This is a genomic window from Flavobacterium sp. B114r, from assembly GCF_056824125.1.
Genome location: NZ_CP124858.1, coordinates 3,839,233 through 3,858,400, shown reverse-complemented (window position 1 = coordinate 3,858,400; position 19,168 = coordinate 3,839,233). Strand labels below are relative to the sequence as shown.

The 19,168-nt window shown below is 36.1% G+C and carries 10 protein-coding genes and 1 pseudogene; 3 read left to right on the top strand and 8 right to left on the bottom strand.

Annotated features, from left to right (window positions below):
• Positions 1 to 61: 61 nt before the first annotated feature.
• Both QLQ94_RS16310 and QLQ94_RS16305 read left to right on the top strand, forming a co-directional pair.
• Positions 62 to 451 carry a hypothetical protein gene (locus QLQ94_RS16310; protein ID WP_271336573.1) on the top strand — a complete coding sequence of 130 codons (390 nt, stop codon included), beginning with the start codon at positions 62 to 64 and terminating at the stop codon, positions 449 to 451.
• Between the two features lie 85 nt (positions 452 to 536).
• Positions 537 to 806 (top strand): annotated as a pseudogene (locus tag QLQ94_RS16305) (XRE family transcriptional regulator); the annotation flags it as partial.
• A gap of 121 nt (positions 807 to 927) precedes the next feature.
• Here QLQ94_RS16305 and QLQ94_RS16300 read toward each other — a convergent pair.
• From QLQ94_RS16300 to QLQ94_RS16285, 4 genes are all read right to left on the bottom strand, one after another.
• Positions 928 to 1,380, bottom strand: a complete 453-nt coding sequence (locus tag QLQ94_RS16300) for an Lrp/AsnC family transcriptional regulator (protein ID WP_083694586.1) — start codon at positions 1,378 to 1,380, stop codon at positions 928 to 930.
• Positions 1,381 to 1,608: 228 nt separating this feature from the next.
• Positions 1,609 to 2,601: a bile acid:sodium symporter family protein gene (locus QLQ94_RS16295; RefSeq protein WP_271336572.1), complete on the bottom strand. Its 993-nt coding sequence runs from the start codon at positions 2,599 to 2,601 to the stop codon at positions 1,609 to 1,611.
• A 166-nt stretch (positions 2,602 to 2,767) separates the two neighbouring features.
• Positions 2,768 to 3,799, bottom strand: a complete 1,032-nt coding sequence (locus tag QLQ94_RS16290) for a methionine synthase (RefSeq protein ID WP_427403133.1) — start codon at positions 3,797 to 3,799, stop codon at positions 2,768 to 2,770.
• 30 nt (positions 3,800 to 3,829) lie between these two features.
• Positions 3,830 to 4,882: a DUF1852 domain-containing protein gene (locus QLQ94_RS16285; protein ID WP_427403134.1), complete on the bottom strand. Its 1,053-nt coding sequence runs from the start codon at positions 4,880 to 4,882 to the stop codon at positions 3,830 to 3,832.
• A gap of 267 nt (positions 4,883 to 5,149) precedes the next feature.
• On the opposite strand from QLQ94_RS16285, the gene QLQ94_RS16280 reads away from it, so the two are divergent.
• Positions 5,150 to 5,779: a nitroreductase family protein gene (locus QLQ94_RS16280; protein ID WP_427403135.1), complete on the top strand. Its 630-nt coding sequence runs from the start codon at positions 5,150 to 5,152 to the stop codon at positions 5,777 to 5,779.
• A gap of 295 nt (positions 5,780 to 6,074) precedes the next feature.
• Here QLQ94_RS16280 and ltrA read toward each other — a convergent pair whose 3' ends face one another.
• The 4 genes from ltrA to QLQ94_RS16260 form a co-directional block, all read right to left on the bottom strand.
• Positions 6,075 to 7,307 carry a group II intron reverse transcriptase/maturase gene (gene ltrA / locus QLQ94_RS16275; protein ID WP_271338779.1) on the bottom strand — a complete coding sequence of 411 codons (1,233 nt, stop codon included), beginning with the start codon at positions 7,305 to 7,307 and terminating at the stop codon, positions 6,075 to 6,077.
• 644 nt (positions 7,308 to 7,951) lie between these two features.
• Positions 7,952 to 9,586: an IS1182 family transposase gene (locus QLQ94_RS16270; protein WP_072959494.1), complete on the bottom strand. Its 1,635-nt coding sequence runs from the start codon at positions 9,584 to 9,586 to the stop codon at positions 7,952 to 7,954.
• Positions 9,587 to 9,847: 261 nt separating this feature from the next.
• The gene (locus QLQ94_RS16265) at positions 9,848 to 10,786 is read right to left on the bottom strand and encodes a PorP/SprF family type IX secretion system membrane protein (protein ID WP_271338773.1); all 939 of its coding nucleotides are present in this window, start codon (positions 10,784 to 10,786) and stop codon (positions 9,848 to 9,850) included.
• Between the two features lie 20 nt (positions 10,787 to 10,806).
• Positions 10,807 to 18,834, bottom strand: coding sequence for an Ig-like domain-containing protein (locus QLQ94_RS16260; protein ID WP_482497822.1), 8,028 nt, complete (start codon positions 18,832 to 18,834; stop codon positions 10,807 to 10,809).
• Between the last annotated feature and the right edge of the window lie 334 nt (positions 18,835 to 19,168).

The following is a 19,168-nucleotide window of genomic DNA, read 5'->3' as shown; positions in this document are numbered from 1 at the left end:
GAACGTAACGCAAGTTTAAAACAAGGAGCTAAATAATAATCGAATAAATAGAAATGACGATATGAATAAAATGCTATTTTCTCTAATTATTAGTTTGACAGCAATGACTGTCTTTGCACAAAATCAAACAACCACAACTCCTATCGTTTCGCCTGATAACGATATTGTGTATCGCCTTTTTTCAACCTATAATATTGGGACATTTATTAAGTTAAACACAAAAAATGGGCAAATGTGGCAGGTGCAATGGGATGCGGGAAAAGGAAAATTTGAATCTCCTTTATTTTTAACACCTCGTGTTTCAGCCGAAGAAGAAAAAAATGGCAGATTCTTTCTTTATCCAACGACGAATATATATAATTTCATTTTGATTGATCAGCTTGATGGACGTATGTGGCAGGTTCAATGGTCATCTAAAATTAAGGACAGGATAGTTTTGCCACTGGATTAAAAGATTGTCACAATTGTTAATTTTAGAATTCAGACCTTAAAGACACTTTAGAAACTAAAAAAATCGGAATACTTAATACTAGTGTATACTTAATAAAATCTCTGATGCATTAAAAATTCCTGTTGAAGCTATTTAGAATTTTGATGAATAACAAGCGGTGAATGTAATTGCAAATACTTATTCATTCCAAGATTTTAAGGATAACGCTGTCGCCTCTGGATTTAGCTACCAACCCTCTTTCAATCCTGTTGACAAAATTGTTCAATTATATGATGAAAAAATTGAGTTATACGAGCGTATGCTGAAAGAAAAAGATGAGATGATGGTGAGGCTTGAAAAATTGATTAATAAATAATTATTTGTCAATATATATTAATTCTATTAAAGAGACTTTGAAAGTCTCTTTTTTGTTTTAGAACATTATTTACGGACACGAAGTCAGGAAACGAATTTCAAATAAATAAGCCATCGCAGAACTATCCATACATATTTTTTATCTCCGACATAACAAAGGTACTTTGAGTACTCCCTATACTTTCAACTGATCCCAATTTATTAAAAACAAAATCCTGATAATGCTTCATGTCTTTAGCAGAAACTTTCATTAAAAAATCGTAATCACCAGAGATATTGTAACATTCCACAACTTCTTCTATTTTCATAATATCACTAACAAACTGATTTCCGATATTACGATCGTGCTGTTTAAGTTTGATATTACAGAAAACGATGAATCCCCTGTTTAATTTTTCTGCATCAAGGAGTGCTATATACTTCTTAATATAGCCACTGTTTTCTAATCTTTTAATTCGCTCAAAAACAGGCGATGCCGAAAGATTTACCATCTTAGCAAGCTCTTTTACTGTATACTTAGAATTATCATGCAGTATATTTAATAATTGAAGATCAATATCATCTATTTGTTCCATAGAATATTTTACTTTAAACAGGTTTAATTTATTTCTAAAACAGAATAAAATTCTTCAAATATAACCAAAAACAATACAAAAATCTTATTTTACACAAGTTAAAAACATAACATACTGCAGCATTGATCTTCACAGTATAAAAATCTAAAAGGCATTATTTTATAGCAGGGAGAGTTATCCTTGATGCCCTTGATCGAAAAAAGATAAAAGGCCACGTCATAAATAAAATTATACTTCTTTTCGTCGAGCCATACCCTGAGCGATGATACTAGCGGCAATCAATTGCAAGGCATGGTAAAGCATGAGCGGCAGCAATATGATGCCAGTGATGGTGCTGTGCTGAAAAAGTACTTTTGACATAACGGTGCCGTGTACCAATGACTTTTTAGACCCGCAGAATAAGACAGTAATACGGTCTTCATCTGAAAAACCAAGCAAGCGGCTGAGTAATCCGACACAAAAGAATACAGCAAAAAACAACGCCATCATCCCTGCAGCGAGTCCGGCAAGTTCAAGGGCGGTGAAGCCTTCAAAAAGATGTTCGGAAAATGACTTGCAAAACGACGTGTAAATAATCGTTAGAATAACTGCCTGATCGAAATATTTGAGCTGTTTCTTGTATTTTTCGGCAATGGCACCCAAACGGGAATTGAGGCTTATGCCAATGATGACAGGCAGCAAGACTTGAAGAATCAACTTTATGACGATATGAGTAACATCAAAATTGCCTGTCGCAGAAGCTATAAAAAGCCCAACCCAGATAGGCGTAACGACTACTCCAATCAAACTGGAAATGCTAGCATTGAAAATGGCTGCGGGAATGTTTCCCTTAGCGATGGAAACCATCACCACCGAAGAGGAAACTGTGGATGGCAATGCTGCCAGAAAAAATACACCAAGCCAAAGCAGCTCGAAGCCGTTATTGACAAACAACGGGCGAAATGCCAAAACAATGAGCGGAAAAAATAAAAAGGTGGTCAACTGGACGACAATGTGCATTTTCCAGTTAGAAAGTCCGGCTTTTAGTTTCTCAACACTCAGTCGCATGCCATAAAACAAAAAAATCAAGGAAACACCAGCATTGGCAATCTCCTCCAGCGAAACAGGTTCTTTGATCATGCCTGGCTTTGGCAAAAAATAAGCCATCAGAATCATGGTGGCTATCATTAACAGGAAACCGTCGAAACCTACTTTTTTTAATACTTCTAATAATTTCTTCAATGTGTTTTAAATATTATTCGTCCGTAGAGTCAAGATTACAAAAATGTCTTACGCAGATAAACGTGGATTCTCTAGATTCATTAGTCTGTCCGCAGACTCGCTCTGCTAAATTCTACGGACAGCACGCATGAGGCAAGGAAATCCTATTCTAATTAATAAATTGAGACTAAATCCCAAGTTCTTTACGTATAATTTCTGCCCCTGCGCTTAAAGCACTTAACTTGCCTCTGGCTACGTTTCGAGATAGTGGGGCCATACCGCAGTTTGTAGAAGGGTAAAGATTTTCGGCATCTACAAACTCAAGAGCTTTACGCAGCGTATCAGCTACTTCTTCTGGTGTTTCGATAGTGTTGCTTGCTACATCAATGGCACCTACCATTACTTTTTTACCTCGAACAAGTTCCATTAAATTTAAAGGTACATTAGAGTTGTGACATTCTAAAGACACCACATCAATTTTAGATTTTTGAATTTTCGGGAAAATTTCTTCGTATTGTCGCCACTCTGAACCTAATGTCTTTTTCCAATCAGTATTTGCCTGTATTCCATAACCATAGCAAATATGAACCGCAGTTTGACAGTGTAAACCTTCAATGGCTCTTTCTAATGCTGCCATTCCCCAATCGTTTACTTCATCAAAGAACACATTAAATGCAGGTTCATCAAACTGGATAATATCTACCCCTGCGTCTTGAAGTTCTCTTGCTTCTTCATTGAGTGCTATCGCAAATTCCCATGCCAATTTTTCCCGGCTTTTATAATGGTCGTCGTACAAGGTATCTACCATTGTCAGCGGACCTGGCAATGCCCATTTTATAGGCTTGTTAGTCTGTTTACGTAAAAATTTAGCATCTTCAACAAAAACTGCTTTTTGACGTGCAACCTCACCTACCACCACTGGAACACTCGCGTCATAACGGTTACGGATTTTTACTGTTTTACGATTTTCAAAATCTACACCGCTTAAATGCTCGATAAAAGTCGTTACAAAATGCTGACGTGTCTGCTCACCGTCAGAAATGATATCCAGATCTGCCAATTGTTGTTCGTGCAGAGAAATGCGTAAAGCATCTTGTTTCCCTTCAAATAGCTGATCGCCATCTAATTTCCATGGTGACCAAAGTTTTTCGGGTGGTGCAAGCCAGGCAGGTTTGGGTAAACTTCCAACAATTGAGGTGGGTAATAATAATTTCTTCATAATAGTATAATTTTAATGTGTTGTAATCAATTAAAGGGTAAAATTAGCAGACCATTGTTCCAGGAGACTTTTATAAGGCTTAATGAAATGTTCTTCTGCATATTTACCCTGTTCAACAGCCAATTGGCTGCGCTCTTCGCGGTCATAAACCACGCGGGTCAATGAATAATCTTCGTGTTTAAGATTAGGTTGATAGATTTTCCCAGCCACTGAATTTGCATTGTAGATTTCAGGGCGATAAATTTTCTGGAAAGTCTCCATCGTGCTGATTGAGCTGATTAGTCCAAGATCAGTATAATCAGCAAGCAGATCTCCGGAATGATAAAAAGACATCGGTGCCACACTATTCTGAGGCATGAAAAAACGAACTTTTAATCCCATTTTAGAGAAATATTCATCAGTGATAGAATACTGATCCTGCAGATACTCAAAACCCAGAACCGGATGCTGATACTCAGTTCGAGTATAAGTTTTATTGCTCGATACACTTAGACAAATGATCGGTGACATCTTGAAGTGCTCTTTATAAGTGGCTGAACTGACAAAGCACTTATACAGTTTTCCATGCAAATCACCAAAATTTTCAGGAAGACAAAAATTAGATTTATTTTTATTGTGCTCGATCAATAAAATACTGAAATCATAATCACGAACATAAGAAGAAAAATTATTTCCGGCAATACCTTCGATACGCTGACTAGTCTTGTGGTCAAAAATATTCGTTTTTAAAACTTCAATCAACGGCAGATTCTTAATACCATTCTTATCATCAATACTCATCGTTACTGTGATGATTTCAAGTTCTACAAGGTAACGATCAGCTTTTGGATTGTCCACGTGAGCCAATGCATTGAATCGATTGTTAATCATATTTAATGCATTACGTAAGTTTTGTTGGCGATTACCTCCTCTGGCCAGGTTTGCAAAATTGGTTGTCAAACGCGTTTGACTTGAGGGATGATAGTTTTCATCTAAACAAGTGCTCTTTAGTGTGAATGCAAAATCATTCTGGATTGTATTCTGGGTGTTTTCAATATTCTGCTTTTCGTTTATTCCCCTATCTTCTTGTATGTTCGCTTTCATTTGATGGTGATATTTAGTTTTTTTACCCTGCAAATTTGAATATAAAAGATTAAATATTTTTATTTATACATAAAATCAGTTAATTATTCTTTTTACATAAATTATTAAAGATTATTAATCTTTAAACAAATATAATAATGAAGTAAAACAGATAAATATTCTTTAGTAGCCTAAGATGATTGACTTGGAGTTTCCCAGAGCGCTTCAAAAACTCGAAAAAGAAAATAATATCATTTATATTTGCCAAAATTTAAGATTGACATAGTAATGAATTTGATAGAAAATTTAAAATGGCGCTACGCCGCAAAAGCGTACAATAACATTAAAGTAACAGAAGAGAAGATCGATCAGATCTTAGAGGCTATAAATCTTTCAGCATCTTCTTGCGGTCTGCAATCTTACCGCGTTTTTGTTGTAAGCAACCTGGAAATCCAAAAAAAATTAGGTACTGATTCGTATAACGGACAGATTACCTCATGCTCTCATTTGTTGGTTTTTGCTGCATTCAATGATATGTCTTCGACTTATATTGACGATTACATGGCAATGACAGAAAAGCAAAGAGGTCTTGATGCTGGTGCCTTATCAGGATTTAGAAATGGATTGCATTCCTATTTTAGCGCTATTAACGCAGAACAAAAAGCACTTTGGGCTGCCAAACAGGCTTATATTGCACTAGGAACAGCACTTATTGCTGCGGCAGAATTGAAAGTGGATGCCACTCCTATCGAAGGATTTAATGCCGCCACTATCGATGAAGTTTTGGGCTTGAAAGAAAAAGGGCTGCATGCTGCAGTTATCCTTGCATTAGGATACCGTGATTTGGAAAAAGACTACATGGCAACTATGAAAAAAGTTCGTCTGCCAATAGATGAAATGATAACGAAAGTATATTAATATGTTAATGATTATGGAAAAAGTATACGTTCAACTTTGTGGACTTGATACCTTCTCTGCTATAAAGGGCTAAGGCAAATAATACAGTTTTTATCCCGCATAAGTTTTGTGACAGAATCATGGTTTATTGCATTATGATAAATTAACTTAGAAGTACGCCAATTTCTTTAAATCGTTCATAAAAATGATTTGCAAATTGTGAAGTAAACATCACCAATCGGATAGGAACCTAGGGATTAGTTCCCTAGGTGACCTTCCACACCACCTGGCATACGGATCCGTACCAAGGCGGTTCTTAATTTACGATACATTTTAGGTACATGTCAGTCAGGAACGTATATCCTGCTTTGCTTAGTGTTCGTGTTGATAGAGTTGTTTGTAGAATTGGACTCAGCGCAGTTCGACAATATCCCTTTCGAGTATTAGCCCATTGATAAGCCTGATTGTCTTTAACTCCAATCTTTCGAAGATTGTTGTATTTAGTACTTATCTTCTTCCAGCTTTTCCATATCAACATTCGTATTCTAAATCGAAGCCATTCATCTATACGTTTAATCTTGCCTGACATATCGGCTAGTTTAAAATAGGATACCCAACCCTGCAAGTAATATCGTAAGAGTTCTTTGGTCTTTTGATACCCCATACCATTACTGCGGTTAGTAATTTCCTTTAACCTGTCTTTGAGTTTACTATAACTCTTTGGATGTACACATAGCCCCCATTTCCCTTTACTTTTGTTATAGAAGCTATATCCAAGGAATTTCTTTCCTTTTATATACCCAACCGTAGTTTTCTCCTTGTTTACCCTTAAGTATAATACGCTTTCAATAAACGCAGTTATACTTTCTTTGACACCAAGACATGCTCTCTTGCTTTTACAGAAGATTAAGCAATCATCTGCATAACGTACAAATCGATGTCCGCGTCTAGCCAGCTCTTTATCCAATTCGTGAAGCATTATATTGCTCAACAATGGACTTAATGGACCGCCTTGAGGAACACCCAGTACACTTTCTTCGAATTTGTTCCCCACAACAACACCAGCTCTGAGATATTTATGGATAAGTGATATCACTCGTGGGTCTTTGACTTTCTTTGATAGTAGTTCTATAAGCCTACTGTGATTCACAGTGTCAAAGAATTTCTCTAAGTCTAGATCCACTACATAACTGTACTTATCATTGAGGTGATTTTCTACTTCTTTCAAAGCAGTATGGCACCCTCTTTTAGGTCTAAAGCCATGGCTGCTTGTAAGGAATTCTTGTTCGTAAATAGGGGTTAGGATTTGGGCAATACTTTGTTGGACTAGGCGGTCTACAACACTAGGGATACCAAGTGACCTTGTTTTACCTCCCTCTTTAGGTATCTCAACTCTTCGAACGGCCTGAGGTTTGTATTTCCCGTTCTCTAGCGATTCAATCAACGACTCTTTATGTTCTAAGAGCCATTCTAATAAATTCTCAGTGGACAACTTGTCTATTCCAAAACTTCCTTTATTGGATCTGACTCTTTTATAAGCCAGATTCATATTGGGGGAACTTAGGATTAGCTCTAAGAGTTTCCCCTGACCTAAATGTACTTCTGTGAGGTTGTTTTCAGCTATCCCAATAAAGGTCTGCACTCCCTGGTAGCTGTCGGATTCCGTCCTATCCTTCCCAAGACAGTTATCAAAATTCTTTGATATTTTCTGCATTCGTTCCTTCATGGGTAACATTCATTTACTACTCACTTAATTAAGTTCAGTCCTTCAGTACTCATTTCCAGTACCTACTATGACCTCTGCTGACTTCTTATAGCAATTGTTAATCCATAGTGCTGTAAAAAAAAACTTCCCTATGTCTATAAGACCTCCCCAGGTAAGAACGATAACTTTCCTCTCATATGCCTGCTATATTTACCATCATGCTTCCGTACAGTTTGGGACTTCAGTTTGGCTTGCAACTTTATCCAACATTTCTGGCCTTGTATATAGTTTCTCTCCGTCAGGCCAAGAGTTTGCCTATTGCTTCCTTCAGATTCCACCTCGCGATGGACACCCTTGCATTCAGCTAACACTTCCCACTGTAAAGGTGTGTTCGGGACTTACACCCTAGAGTTATCGCCCATGCTGGGCACACAAGAAAAAGAGGTTGTCTGAAAAGACGACCTCTTTCTTTTATTATACTAGTAGATTTACAGAGTGTTTCTTGAAAAATGTAAATTTGGGCTAAAATGGTCTTCTATAAACTTTTCTAAAGCTTCTACGAGATCAAAAATGAGGTTAAAATTGCCCAAACGGATTTTAGCGATCCATTTAGAAAAGTTGTGAGCAATAGCAATCAGGCCAAATTCAGTATTTACTTTGGCTGTTTTGGTAAGTGTAAATCTTTTAAATCCTTTGTTTTGCTTGATGTTACCAAAAACCGGCTCTGGTTCAATACATCTTTTACTATAAATTTCCCTGCCCAATTCACTTTCTAAATTCTCTCTTGCCTTGAATTTCAGTCTTTGAAGATTGTGATTAATTTCTATCCGTCTGTTCCCCTTAGCTTTAAAGCATTGCCCCCGCAGAGGACATCCTGCGCAATTTAAAGCCTCATATACCGAATGATACTGTTCAAAACCAGTTGTAGTTTTTGATTTCTTAGTAAAGATACGAGGCATTTGCTGCCCCATTGGACAAACCAAAAAGTCTTGCTCATTATTATGAAACAGGTTTTGTGCGTGGAATAAATTGTTTTTATGCTTACGGGTCTCTTCGATACGGTACATGTTGTAGGGAACAAAAAAATCAATTTCTTTGTCTTCAAGGAGTTGATAATTTTCCTCACTTCCATAGCCCGCATCGGCTATAACTTTTGCAGATTGTTTGCCGTAGTTGCTTTTGAATCCTTCTAAGTGAGTCTTTAATGTGGTAAAATCAGTAGAAGTCTGGTGGGTGGAGTAATGTGTAATAATTTGATTTTCTGTAGAAATCTGAATATTATAACCCGCTTTTAATTGTCCGTTGCCCATATGATCTTCTTTCATGCGCATAAAAGTAGCATCGGTATCGGTTTTCGAATAACTGTTTCTATCCCCCAGAATTTCGAGATGTTTCTCATATTCTTTAAGTTTTACAAGCTGTTCTTTCTCGAGTTTTTGAAGTGATTTGTTCTGCTGTTTACTCAGCTTCTGCTTTTTTTCACTTTGGTTGATCTCGTGTATTTTTTCTTCTAATTTCTTACTGTCTACCTTGGTATCAGTTTGGTTATCAGTATGCATAATATCTGACTCGATAGCCTGACCAATATCTGCCAGAACAGCATCGATTTTTCCCTGAAGCCTGTCTTTATGTTTTTCAACTGCTTTCTTCCACACAAAGCTGTATTTATGTGCGTTGGCTTCTATTTTAGTACCATCAATAAATTGTCTCTCCAGGCTAATGAGCTCTAAATCTACCATCATCAGAACGACCTGGCTGAAAAGTTTTTCGATATTCCCTTTTAATTTTTTTCCTCTAAAGTCATTGATAGTTCTAAAATCCGGCTGAAGTCCTCCCGAGAGCCACATAAAATATATATTCTCCTTCACGGCTCTAGCCAGCTTTCGGCTGGAATAGGTATTATTGAGATATCCGTAAAACAATATTTTCAATAACATCTTAGGATGGTAGCTGGATCTTCCACCGCCTTTAAACTGTGATATAATCTCGGAAATTTCCAACTGTTCAACAACACTGTCTATTAATCGGGCAGAATGATTCTCTGGGATCAGATCATTTAAATTCAATGGAAAAAGATCTTGCTGGTGAACCGAATGAGGCTTAAAAACTGGCTGCATAATCATTGATTTTAGTACTTAAATATAAGAAAAATCAATGTGTAAAACAAAAAAAAACTGCCCGAAATTACTTTTCGGACAGCCTCTTTTTTATATCTTATTAAAATATCTTAATTAAGGCTTAAAATATGCAGCCTTTATTATAATAGCAATCACATTTTATATGCATTTTTCCATTGGTTTAAAATTTTAAAGATAAAAGTTATTCCCAGATGCGACAGGCCTAGAAATTTTCACATACACGGAAAAACTTAAATCATTCTTACATTAAAAACCAATGTTATTGGTTGGACTCGTAAAACTAAAATTATCTCTACGAATATCTTTAGCATGTTTAAAGACGTATTTTAAATAAAACTGATTTGATGAGGGAGCATATGCGCCCAAACCATTTATATTACGATCATAGGTAAAACCTGCCTGAAAGTTTTCCATAAAATTAATGCCTACCGTTGCCGTTATTGCATTATCCCAACGATACGAAACTCCAAATCTAAAGTTCCCCTGCAATTCAAAATTAAGTGCAAGATCAATCACAAATGGTTCGTTTTTAGCTTTTTTAGCCAAAATAGACGGTTTAAACAACAAATTATTATTAATTGTTGTTAGAAATCCGGTGATCAGATAAAACTCTGAATTTGTTGTTAACGGTGTGCTTTTGATGCTTGGATCGTCAATTTCTTTTATAAAATTGGGAGTTGATAGTCCAACAAACCAACTGGGTGCATTGTATAAAAAACCAACTCCAATTCGGGGTCTGATCAAATTATTAATATTATTTTCGAAACTCACGTCATTACCTTGCCCAAGATCAAGCCTGGAGTAATTTACATTAAGGTTACTTATACCTCCTTTTAAACCAAAGGTTATCATATTGTAATCATTAGTATAAATTGTATACGAATAATCTGCTGTTGCTATCAGCTTTTGAGTTACTCCAAGATTTTCGTTTATCAGATTAAAACCAGTTCCCATATATATAGAAATTGGTACATTAATATTCAGGTTTTGAGTTTCAGGAGCGCCTTCAATTCCTGTAAATTGTGATCTGTGTATTAAAAGAATACTTCCGTCATAATAGCCGGCAAAGGCAGGGTTAAAGCTGGACATGTTGATCTTGTAATCTGAAAATTGGGCGTTTTGTTGCGCATTTGCTAAAAATGAGAATAATAAGTTCAGTAAAATTATTATAGAATTGCATTTCATTTTGTTATTCGGTTTTAGATTTAAGGATTAAGGTGTAAAAACCCTTTTTTGGTAACTCGTTTATTTTCATTATTCGTAAAACTAAATATGTAGTAGTACGTTCCAAAAGGAAGTAATCCTTTTCCGCGACCTAAACCTTTATTGGCAAAACCTCTAAATAAATTATCTCCTTGTCCGTAATGAGTAATGCTATAAACTAAACTACCTGAAGTATTAAAAATTTCAAGTTGATTGTCGGCAAATGTTAGTACTCCTTCAATAGCGAGATAGTCATTCTTTCCATCTCCATTTGCTGATATTCCATTCTTTATGATGACATCGCAATAATTAAAAATAACTTCAACCTCAAATCTTTTGGTGCTTTCACACTCTGCACCAAAGTAAGACGCATAATATTTATGTTTATCTTCTAATAATGTATCACTATCTAATGGAACTCCTCCAGAGGCGGTATCGTACCAAAGTATTTCTTTTTCATTGGTGATAAGATCTGAAATTGCTGTCTCTTTCTCTCTGCAGAAATATTGTATTGCGTTTCCGCTTGGAGCAGCCTCATCATTCACTATTATAGTAACAGGAATACGGTTGGTGTTACAGGCATTAATTGAGACTTCTGCATAATAAATTCCTGAACGTAAAACCTCCTGAGATAAAAGCGCCGGTGTTGACAATGGATCTGCAAACCAATTTAAAACGTTATACGGTATTGAAATATCTGAAACTAATGGTTTATCAATTGCGCAAAATTTCTGCAATAAATTGAGAGTATTTGGAGATGGCGCTTTTTCTATTGTAACAATTACTGCTTTGGTATCCGAATTTCCTGAGATATCCGTTACTGTCAGTATCACTGAATTGCTGCCAATATTTGTGCAATCAAAAGTGGTTTTATCTATAGTCATTGTTGCAATAGTACAATTATCAGTAGAACCATTATCGATTTGAGAAGCCGTTATAAATGCTTTTCCTGTGATATCCAACTGAACCGTTATATTTTGAACTACTACTGTTGGTTTGATTTTATCTTCGACAGTAACTGTGGCAGTCGCTGTATCTGAATTTCCATTAACATCCGTTACTGTCAGTATCACTGAATTGCCGCCAATATTTGTGCAATCAAAAGTGGTTTTATCTAAAGTCATTGTTGCAATAGCACAATTATCAATAGAACCATTATCGATTTGATAAGCTGTTATAACTGCTTTTCCTGTGGCGTCTAACTGAATCGTTATATTTTGAGCTACAACTGTTGGTTTGATTTTGTCCTGTACAGTAACTGTGGCGGTGGCGGTATCCGAATTTCCATTAACATCAGTTACTGTCAGTACCACTGAATTGCTTCCAATATTCGTGCAATCAAAAGTGGTTTTGTCTAAAGTCATTCTAGCAATAGCACAATTATCAGTAGAACCGTTATCGATTTGAGAAGCCGTTACAACTGCTTTTCCTGTGGCATCCAGTTGAACCGTTATATTTTTTATTAGAACTGTTGGTTTCATTTTATCTTCGACAGTAACTGTGGCAGTGGCTGTATCTGAATTCCCATTAACATCTGTTACTGTCAGTATCACTGAATTGCTGCCAATATTTGTGCAATCAAAAGTGGTTTTATCTATAGTCATTGTTGCAATAGTACAATTATCAGTAGAACCATTATCGATTTGAGAAGCCGTTACAACTGCTTTTCCTGTGATATCCAGCTGAACCGTTATATTGTGAGTCACAACTGTTGGTTTGATTTTATCTTCGACAGTAACTGTGGCAGTGGCTGTATCTGAATTTCCATTAACATCTGTTACTGTCAGTACCACTGAATTGTTGCCGATATTTGTGCAATTAAAAGTGGTTTTATCTAAAGTCATTCTAGCAATAGCACAATTATCAGTAGAACCGTTATCGATTTGAGAAGCTATTACAACTGCTTTTCCTGTGGCGTCTAACTGAATCGTTATATTTTGAGCTACAACTGTTGGTTTGATTTTGTCCTGTACAGTAACTGTGGCGGTGGCGGTATCCGAATTTCCATTAACATCAGTTACTGTCAGTACCACTGAATTGCTTCCAATATTCGTGCAATCAAAAGTGGTTTTGTCTAAAGTCATTCTAGCAATAGCACAATTATCAGTAGAACCGTTATCGATTTGAGAAGCCGTTACAACTGCTTTTCCTGTGGCATCCAGTTGAACCGTTATATTTTTTATTAGAACTGTTGGTTTCATTTTATCTTCGACAGTAACTGTGGCAGTGGCTGTATCTGAATTCCCATTAACATCTGTTACTGTCAGTATCACTGAATTGCCGCCGATATTTGTGCAATCAAAAGTGGTTTTGTCTAAAGTCATTCTAGCAATAGTACAATTATCAGTAGAACCATTATCGATTTGAGAAGCCGTTACAACTGCTTTTCCTGTGATATCCAGCTGAACCGTTATATTGTGAGTCACAACTGTTGGTTTGATTTTATCTTCGACAGTAACTGTGGCAGTCGCTGTATCTGAATTTCCATTAACATCTGTTACTGTCAGTACCACTGAATTGTTGCCAATATTTGTGCAATTAAAAGTGGTTTTGTCTATAGTCATTGTTGCAATAGCACAATTATCCGTAGAACCATTATCGATTTGAGAAGCGGTTATAACTGCTTTTCCTGTGGCGTCTAACTGAATCGTTATATTCTGAGCCACAACTGTTGGTTTGATTTTGTCCTGTACAGTAACTGTGGCGGTGGCGGTATCCGAATTTCCATTAACATCAGTTACTGTCAGTACCACTGAATTGCTTCCAATATTCGTGCAATCAAAAGTGGTTTTGTCTAAAGTCATTCTAGCAATAGCACAATTATCAGTAGAACCGTTATCGATTTGAGAAGCCGTTACAACTGCTTTTCCTGTGGCATCCAGTTGAACCGTTATATTTTTTATTAGAACTGTTGGTTTCATTTTATCTTCGACAGTAACTGTGGCAGTGGCTGTATCTGAATTCCCATTAACATCTGTTACTGTCAGTATCACTGAATTGCTACCAATATTCGTGCAATCAAAAGTAGTTTTATCTAAAGTCATTGTAGCAATAGCGCAATTATCAGTAGAACCATTATCGATTTGAGAAGCTATAATAACTGCTTTTCCTGTGGCGTCTAATTGAACCGTTATATTTTTTGTTACAACTGCTGGTTTAATTTTATCTTCGATAGTAACTGTGGCAGTCGCTGTATCTGAATTTCCATTAACATCCGTTACTGTGAGTGTCACTGAATTGTTGCCAATATTCGTGCAATTAAAAGTGGTTTTGTCTATAGTCATTGTAGCAATAGCACAATTATCAGTAGAACCATTATCAATTTGAGAAGCTATAATAGCTGCTTTTCCTGTGACATCCAACTGAACGGTAATATCCTGAGCTACAACAGTTGGTTTGATTTTATCTTCGATAGTAACTGTGGCAGTCACTGTATCCGAATTTCCTGAGGCATCCGTTACTGTCAGTATTACTGAATTGCTACCAATATTCGTGCAATCAAAAGTGGTTTTATCTAAAGCTATTGTAGCAATAGCACAATTATCAGTAGAAGTATTATCGATTTGAGAAGCCGTTATAACTGCTTTTCCTGTGGTGTCTAACTGAACCGTTATATTTTGAGCCACAGCTGTTGGATTAATTTTATCTTCGACAGTAACTGTGGCAGTCGCTGTATCCGAATTTCCTGAGGCATCTGTTATTTTCAATATCACTGAATTGCCGCCAATATTCGTGCAATCAAAAGTGGTTTTATCTAAAGTCATTGTAGCAATAGTACAATTATCAGTAGAACCATTATCAATTTGAGAAGCTATAATAACTGCTTTTCCTGTGACATCCAACTGAACGGTAATATCCTGAGCTACAACAGTTGGTTTGATTTTATCTTCGACAGTAACTGTGGCAGTGGCTGTATCCGAATTGCCTGAGGCATCCGTTACTGTCAGTATTACTGAATTGTTGCCAATATTTGTGCAATCAAAAGTGGTTTTATCTAAAGCTATTGTAGCAATAGCACAATTATCAGTAGAAGTATTATCGATTTGAGAAGCCGTTATAACTGCTTTTCCTGTGGTGTCTAACTGAACCGTTATATTTTGAGCCACAGCTGTTGGATTAATTTTATCTTCGACAGTAACTGTGGCAGTAGCTGTATCCGAATTTCCTGAGGCATCTGTTATTTTCAATATCACTGAATTGCCGCCAATATTCGTGCAATCAAAAGTGGTTTTATCTAAAGCTATTGTAGCAATAGTACAATTATCAGTAGAACCATTATCGATTTGAGAAGCTATAATAACTGCTTTTCCTGTGGCGTCTAACTGAACCGCTATATTTTGAGTCACAACTGTTGGGCTGATGATATCTGGTGCTACTACAATTATAAATTTTTGTTTAATGACACATCCATTATCATCGGTTGCAGTTACTTCATAGGTTCCTTCATTTAGATTAACCGCTTCATTGGTTGTTGATGTAATACCATTGTTCCAGACAAAACTGTAGGGAGCTACACCGCCTGTAATAGTTGCTGTTGCTGAACCAGTTGCTGAACCTTGACATAATGCATCTGCCTGTGTTGGAACACTGTTTAATGCTGTTTGAATATTAGATATTGTTACATCACTAGAATTGCTACAACTTCCGTTTGTTATTGTCCATCTTAGCACATAGGTAGTTCCTGGAATTCCGCTAAAGAAAGTTTCTGCCTCATTAACATTAGTAATTGTCCCTCCAGAACCACTTACAATACTCCAACTTCCGGTACCTAGTACAGGAATATTTCCTGCAATTTCTATAATGGCACACTTATCATTAACAATTTGAGCTTGAGATGTAGTTACAAGACATAAATTAGCTGCATCAGAAAAAACTTCACCACAAATAAAATCAGACTGGTTAATCACTATACGATAACCGTAATTATGATGAGATGAAGGGATATTAGTTAAGACTAAAGTTGGCGTTGTTGTACCTGAATAGACTGGTGTGTCGACTAAATCATTCCAGGTAATTCCTTTGTCAGCACTATATTGCCATTGGTATAAAGTTGTGCCAGAACCAGCCATTATACTTACATTATAACTTACACTTCCTGATACATCTGAAACAGCATCTTCGGGTTGTGCCGTAATACTACTACTCTTTCCTGGTTTTCTAACATTTGGATTCGTTCCTGAATAATTAGCCCCAATTACCTTTCCGTCTGAATCAACTGCTGGAGGATTTCCGTCACCATACATCATATTTCCATCTGAGCCTTCGGCAGTTTTACTATTATATGCTTCATTGGCATCGCTACAGCCGTCGTTATCACTATCAAGATCCAAATAATCTGGTATTCCATCATTATCAGTGTCCAATGAATTTTCAATAACTAAACTTCCCGTCTCAATATTAAAATTACCTATTGATGGTGATGTTGCATTGGATATAACATCTCCTATACCAGTATATGCAGACAAAATAGGCACTTGATTCGTAGTTGAATTAACCGTTATTGATTGACCTGCGACGATATTTGTTATTTTTACAAGAGACGATGATGGATCAGAAGGAAAAGGTACCCAACCTGTAATCGCTGCTCCATTGACACGAATTAAAGAAGTACTCGCTGTATTTACTATTAAAGCTAAAACATTTGAATAAATCATAGAACTTGGTGTAGTAAAATTAAAGCTGGTAACTGCTTTATTTGCATCCAAAACATTTAACCATGAAGGGTCATTATTATTGGGTGTTACTTGCCAAACAGTAACTTTTTTACTTGTTTCAAGTATTTTAAGATCAGTAAGAGCTACGTTAAAATTATAAACATCACCCGCATCTAGCAATGTTTTAATCAAAACACCATCGATTCTTACCTCAGTATTGGGCTCTTCAGCCATTACGTAAGTAGTATTCGGATTATTATTTGGGATGTAATGTTTTGTACCTAACTGATTAGTTGGCAACAACATTATGTTCAGGTTCTCACCTCCACCAGATGGGGTCCAGGCAACATCGACTCCCATAATAACTCCTAAAGGTTGGGTTGAACTGATAGTCCAACCAGTCATATCCAATTTATTACCTCCTTGCAAATAAGTTTGTCCAATATTTAGAGTAAAAGTTTTTTGAAGGAGTCCTTCCTTATTTTTTATTATAATCTGATTATTATCAATATTACTATAAATAGCTGCGTATTGATAATTACCTCTTTGTGTATCTGTAAACAATCTGTATTCGGTTCCCCAAAGCTTTTCTGGTAGGACGATCCAAGAATCACTTGCAGGACGACTGGTTGTTAACTCCTGAACAATAGTCACTGGTCCTGTTGCGCTCAATATATAACTTTTATTATTTTCTACTGTATTCAATTGCATTATAGGAATTCCTGTTTGTGGTACATTAATCGTTAATGCACCAGAATTTGGTATTGTATAAAAATTATTTCTGAAATTAATCTCTGTACCTGCAGCCCCAGAAATGTTAATGTTCCATTGTTTTATCATACCATCTTCAGCTGGTGGTGCGAATAAATTAAATACAGTAGCGGTTGTAGATACATCGCGTTCTTCATCGTCTAAAATACCATCATTATCATTGTCTAAATCGACGCTGTTAATTACGCCATCACAATCATAATCCTGATTAGGACCGGTACCCCAATTAGCACACGGATTATTATTTGGATCCAGCTGAACCTTTACGGCTGTTCGTGGTGATTCGCACACACCATCGTTTTCACTTACATAATAGGTTTGCCCATTGTTTAAGACGGTGCCGGATGATAAAGGAAAAGCAGCACTATTACTGACATACCATTTAGGATTAGCGGCACTTGTTATTAAGGTGGCTAAAGTTGCATTTATATTGGTATAAACGTACGGTGAAGCAATTACAGGTGAATTAGGAAGAGTATTTAATGTAACCTGAACAGGAACTCTTTCAATACTTTCTACTCCATTTACGGTTTGACTTGCGTAATAAGTAGTATTATTGGTCAAAACAGTTGTATTTATCAAAGCATTTCCGCCTGTTGCAGCACCATACCACTTTATATTTTCCCCTTGTACAGAAAGATTGTTTAACCTAACATTAAAATTGATACAAAAATCTTGATTAGCTGCTGCTTGTGGAGGTGCAATTATTGTAAAGACAACTTTACTCCAATTACTTTCCTCATTAGTACTACACAAAGCCTTAATGTAATAGGTTAATTTCGTATTCAAAGGAGGATTGCTGCATGTTTTACTTACAACTCCCGCAGCAATGTTTCCGGATTCTACCAAACCGGAGCCGCCGTTCCCAGGTAACCCTGAAGTCCGTAATTCATATAAATAACCATCTAAAGCATTTTGTTGGTTACTCCAGTTTAAAGTTACATTTCCATTTATACTATTTGATACTATTAGATTTTGAGGTTTATGGCAATCTTTTAGCGCCCCGGTAAACTGAATTTGAGCAATTGTTTGCATAAGAATAATATTACTAGCTGTCAAATTGTTAATATTCACTGTCGCAGCACCATAAGCCAATATTCCCCTGTTTCCTATAGTTGTGGGTGTATAAGCTGAAAAATAAGGGGTCGATGATCCTGCTGCATTTTGTAAAACAGCAACGACCAAATTGTCAGAGGTATTGTAATTAAAACTTGTAGGTAAATCAATGGTTATCCATTGATTATCTTGTGTAATAGTCACTATTCCAGAATAAACTGACGTAAGATCAGCTACAGGAATAAAATCAGAAGCTGAAGAAAATGATGTTTTGTTTGTATGACCTAAATAAACCGACCAATTATTAAAATTAGATGCGTTTACAGCTCCGCCAGTAATTTTCCATTTAATTTGCGTGATGGGTCCAGTTGTTCCATCCTCTGCCTGATATTCACTTGCCAGAACAATTTGTTGTGTATAACTATAGCCTAACCCATCATAACAAGGAAATACAAAATCGGTACTAGTGCCTCCTGATGCACCAATATGAATTTGAGCGTATAAAGTATAAAAGGATAAATAAAAAAATAATAGTAGAATTTTTTTCATAAAGTTAATTTGATATTAATGGCTCTAAAACTTTTATTTGTCGTCAGGATATAATAGTTAAGGAAAAATCTAGTTTCGTAAATAGGTTAATTAGGATTACTACTTTGGAAAGACATCTTAGATATTTCTAACTTAAAGTTAATTTTAAGTATGTGATCCCTAAAGTGCCAAAAATAGTACTTAATTAACCCCTCCGTAAAAAAAGAAGGGGGGACAAATTGGGGGACATTTTGAAGCAAAACACTAACAAATTCAGCCTTATAGCTGATATTAAAATACAGAGAGCCCTTTTTTTTAATTGCTATTGCGTTTCTTGGCTAATTAGTATACACCA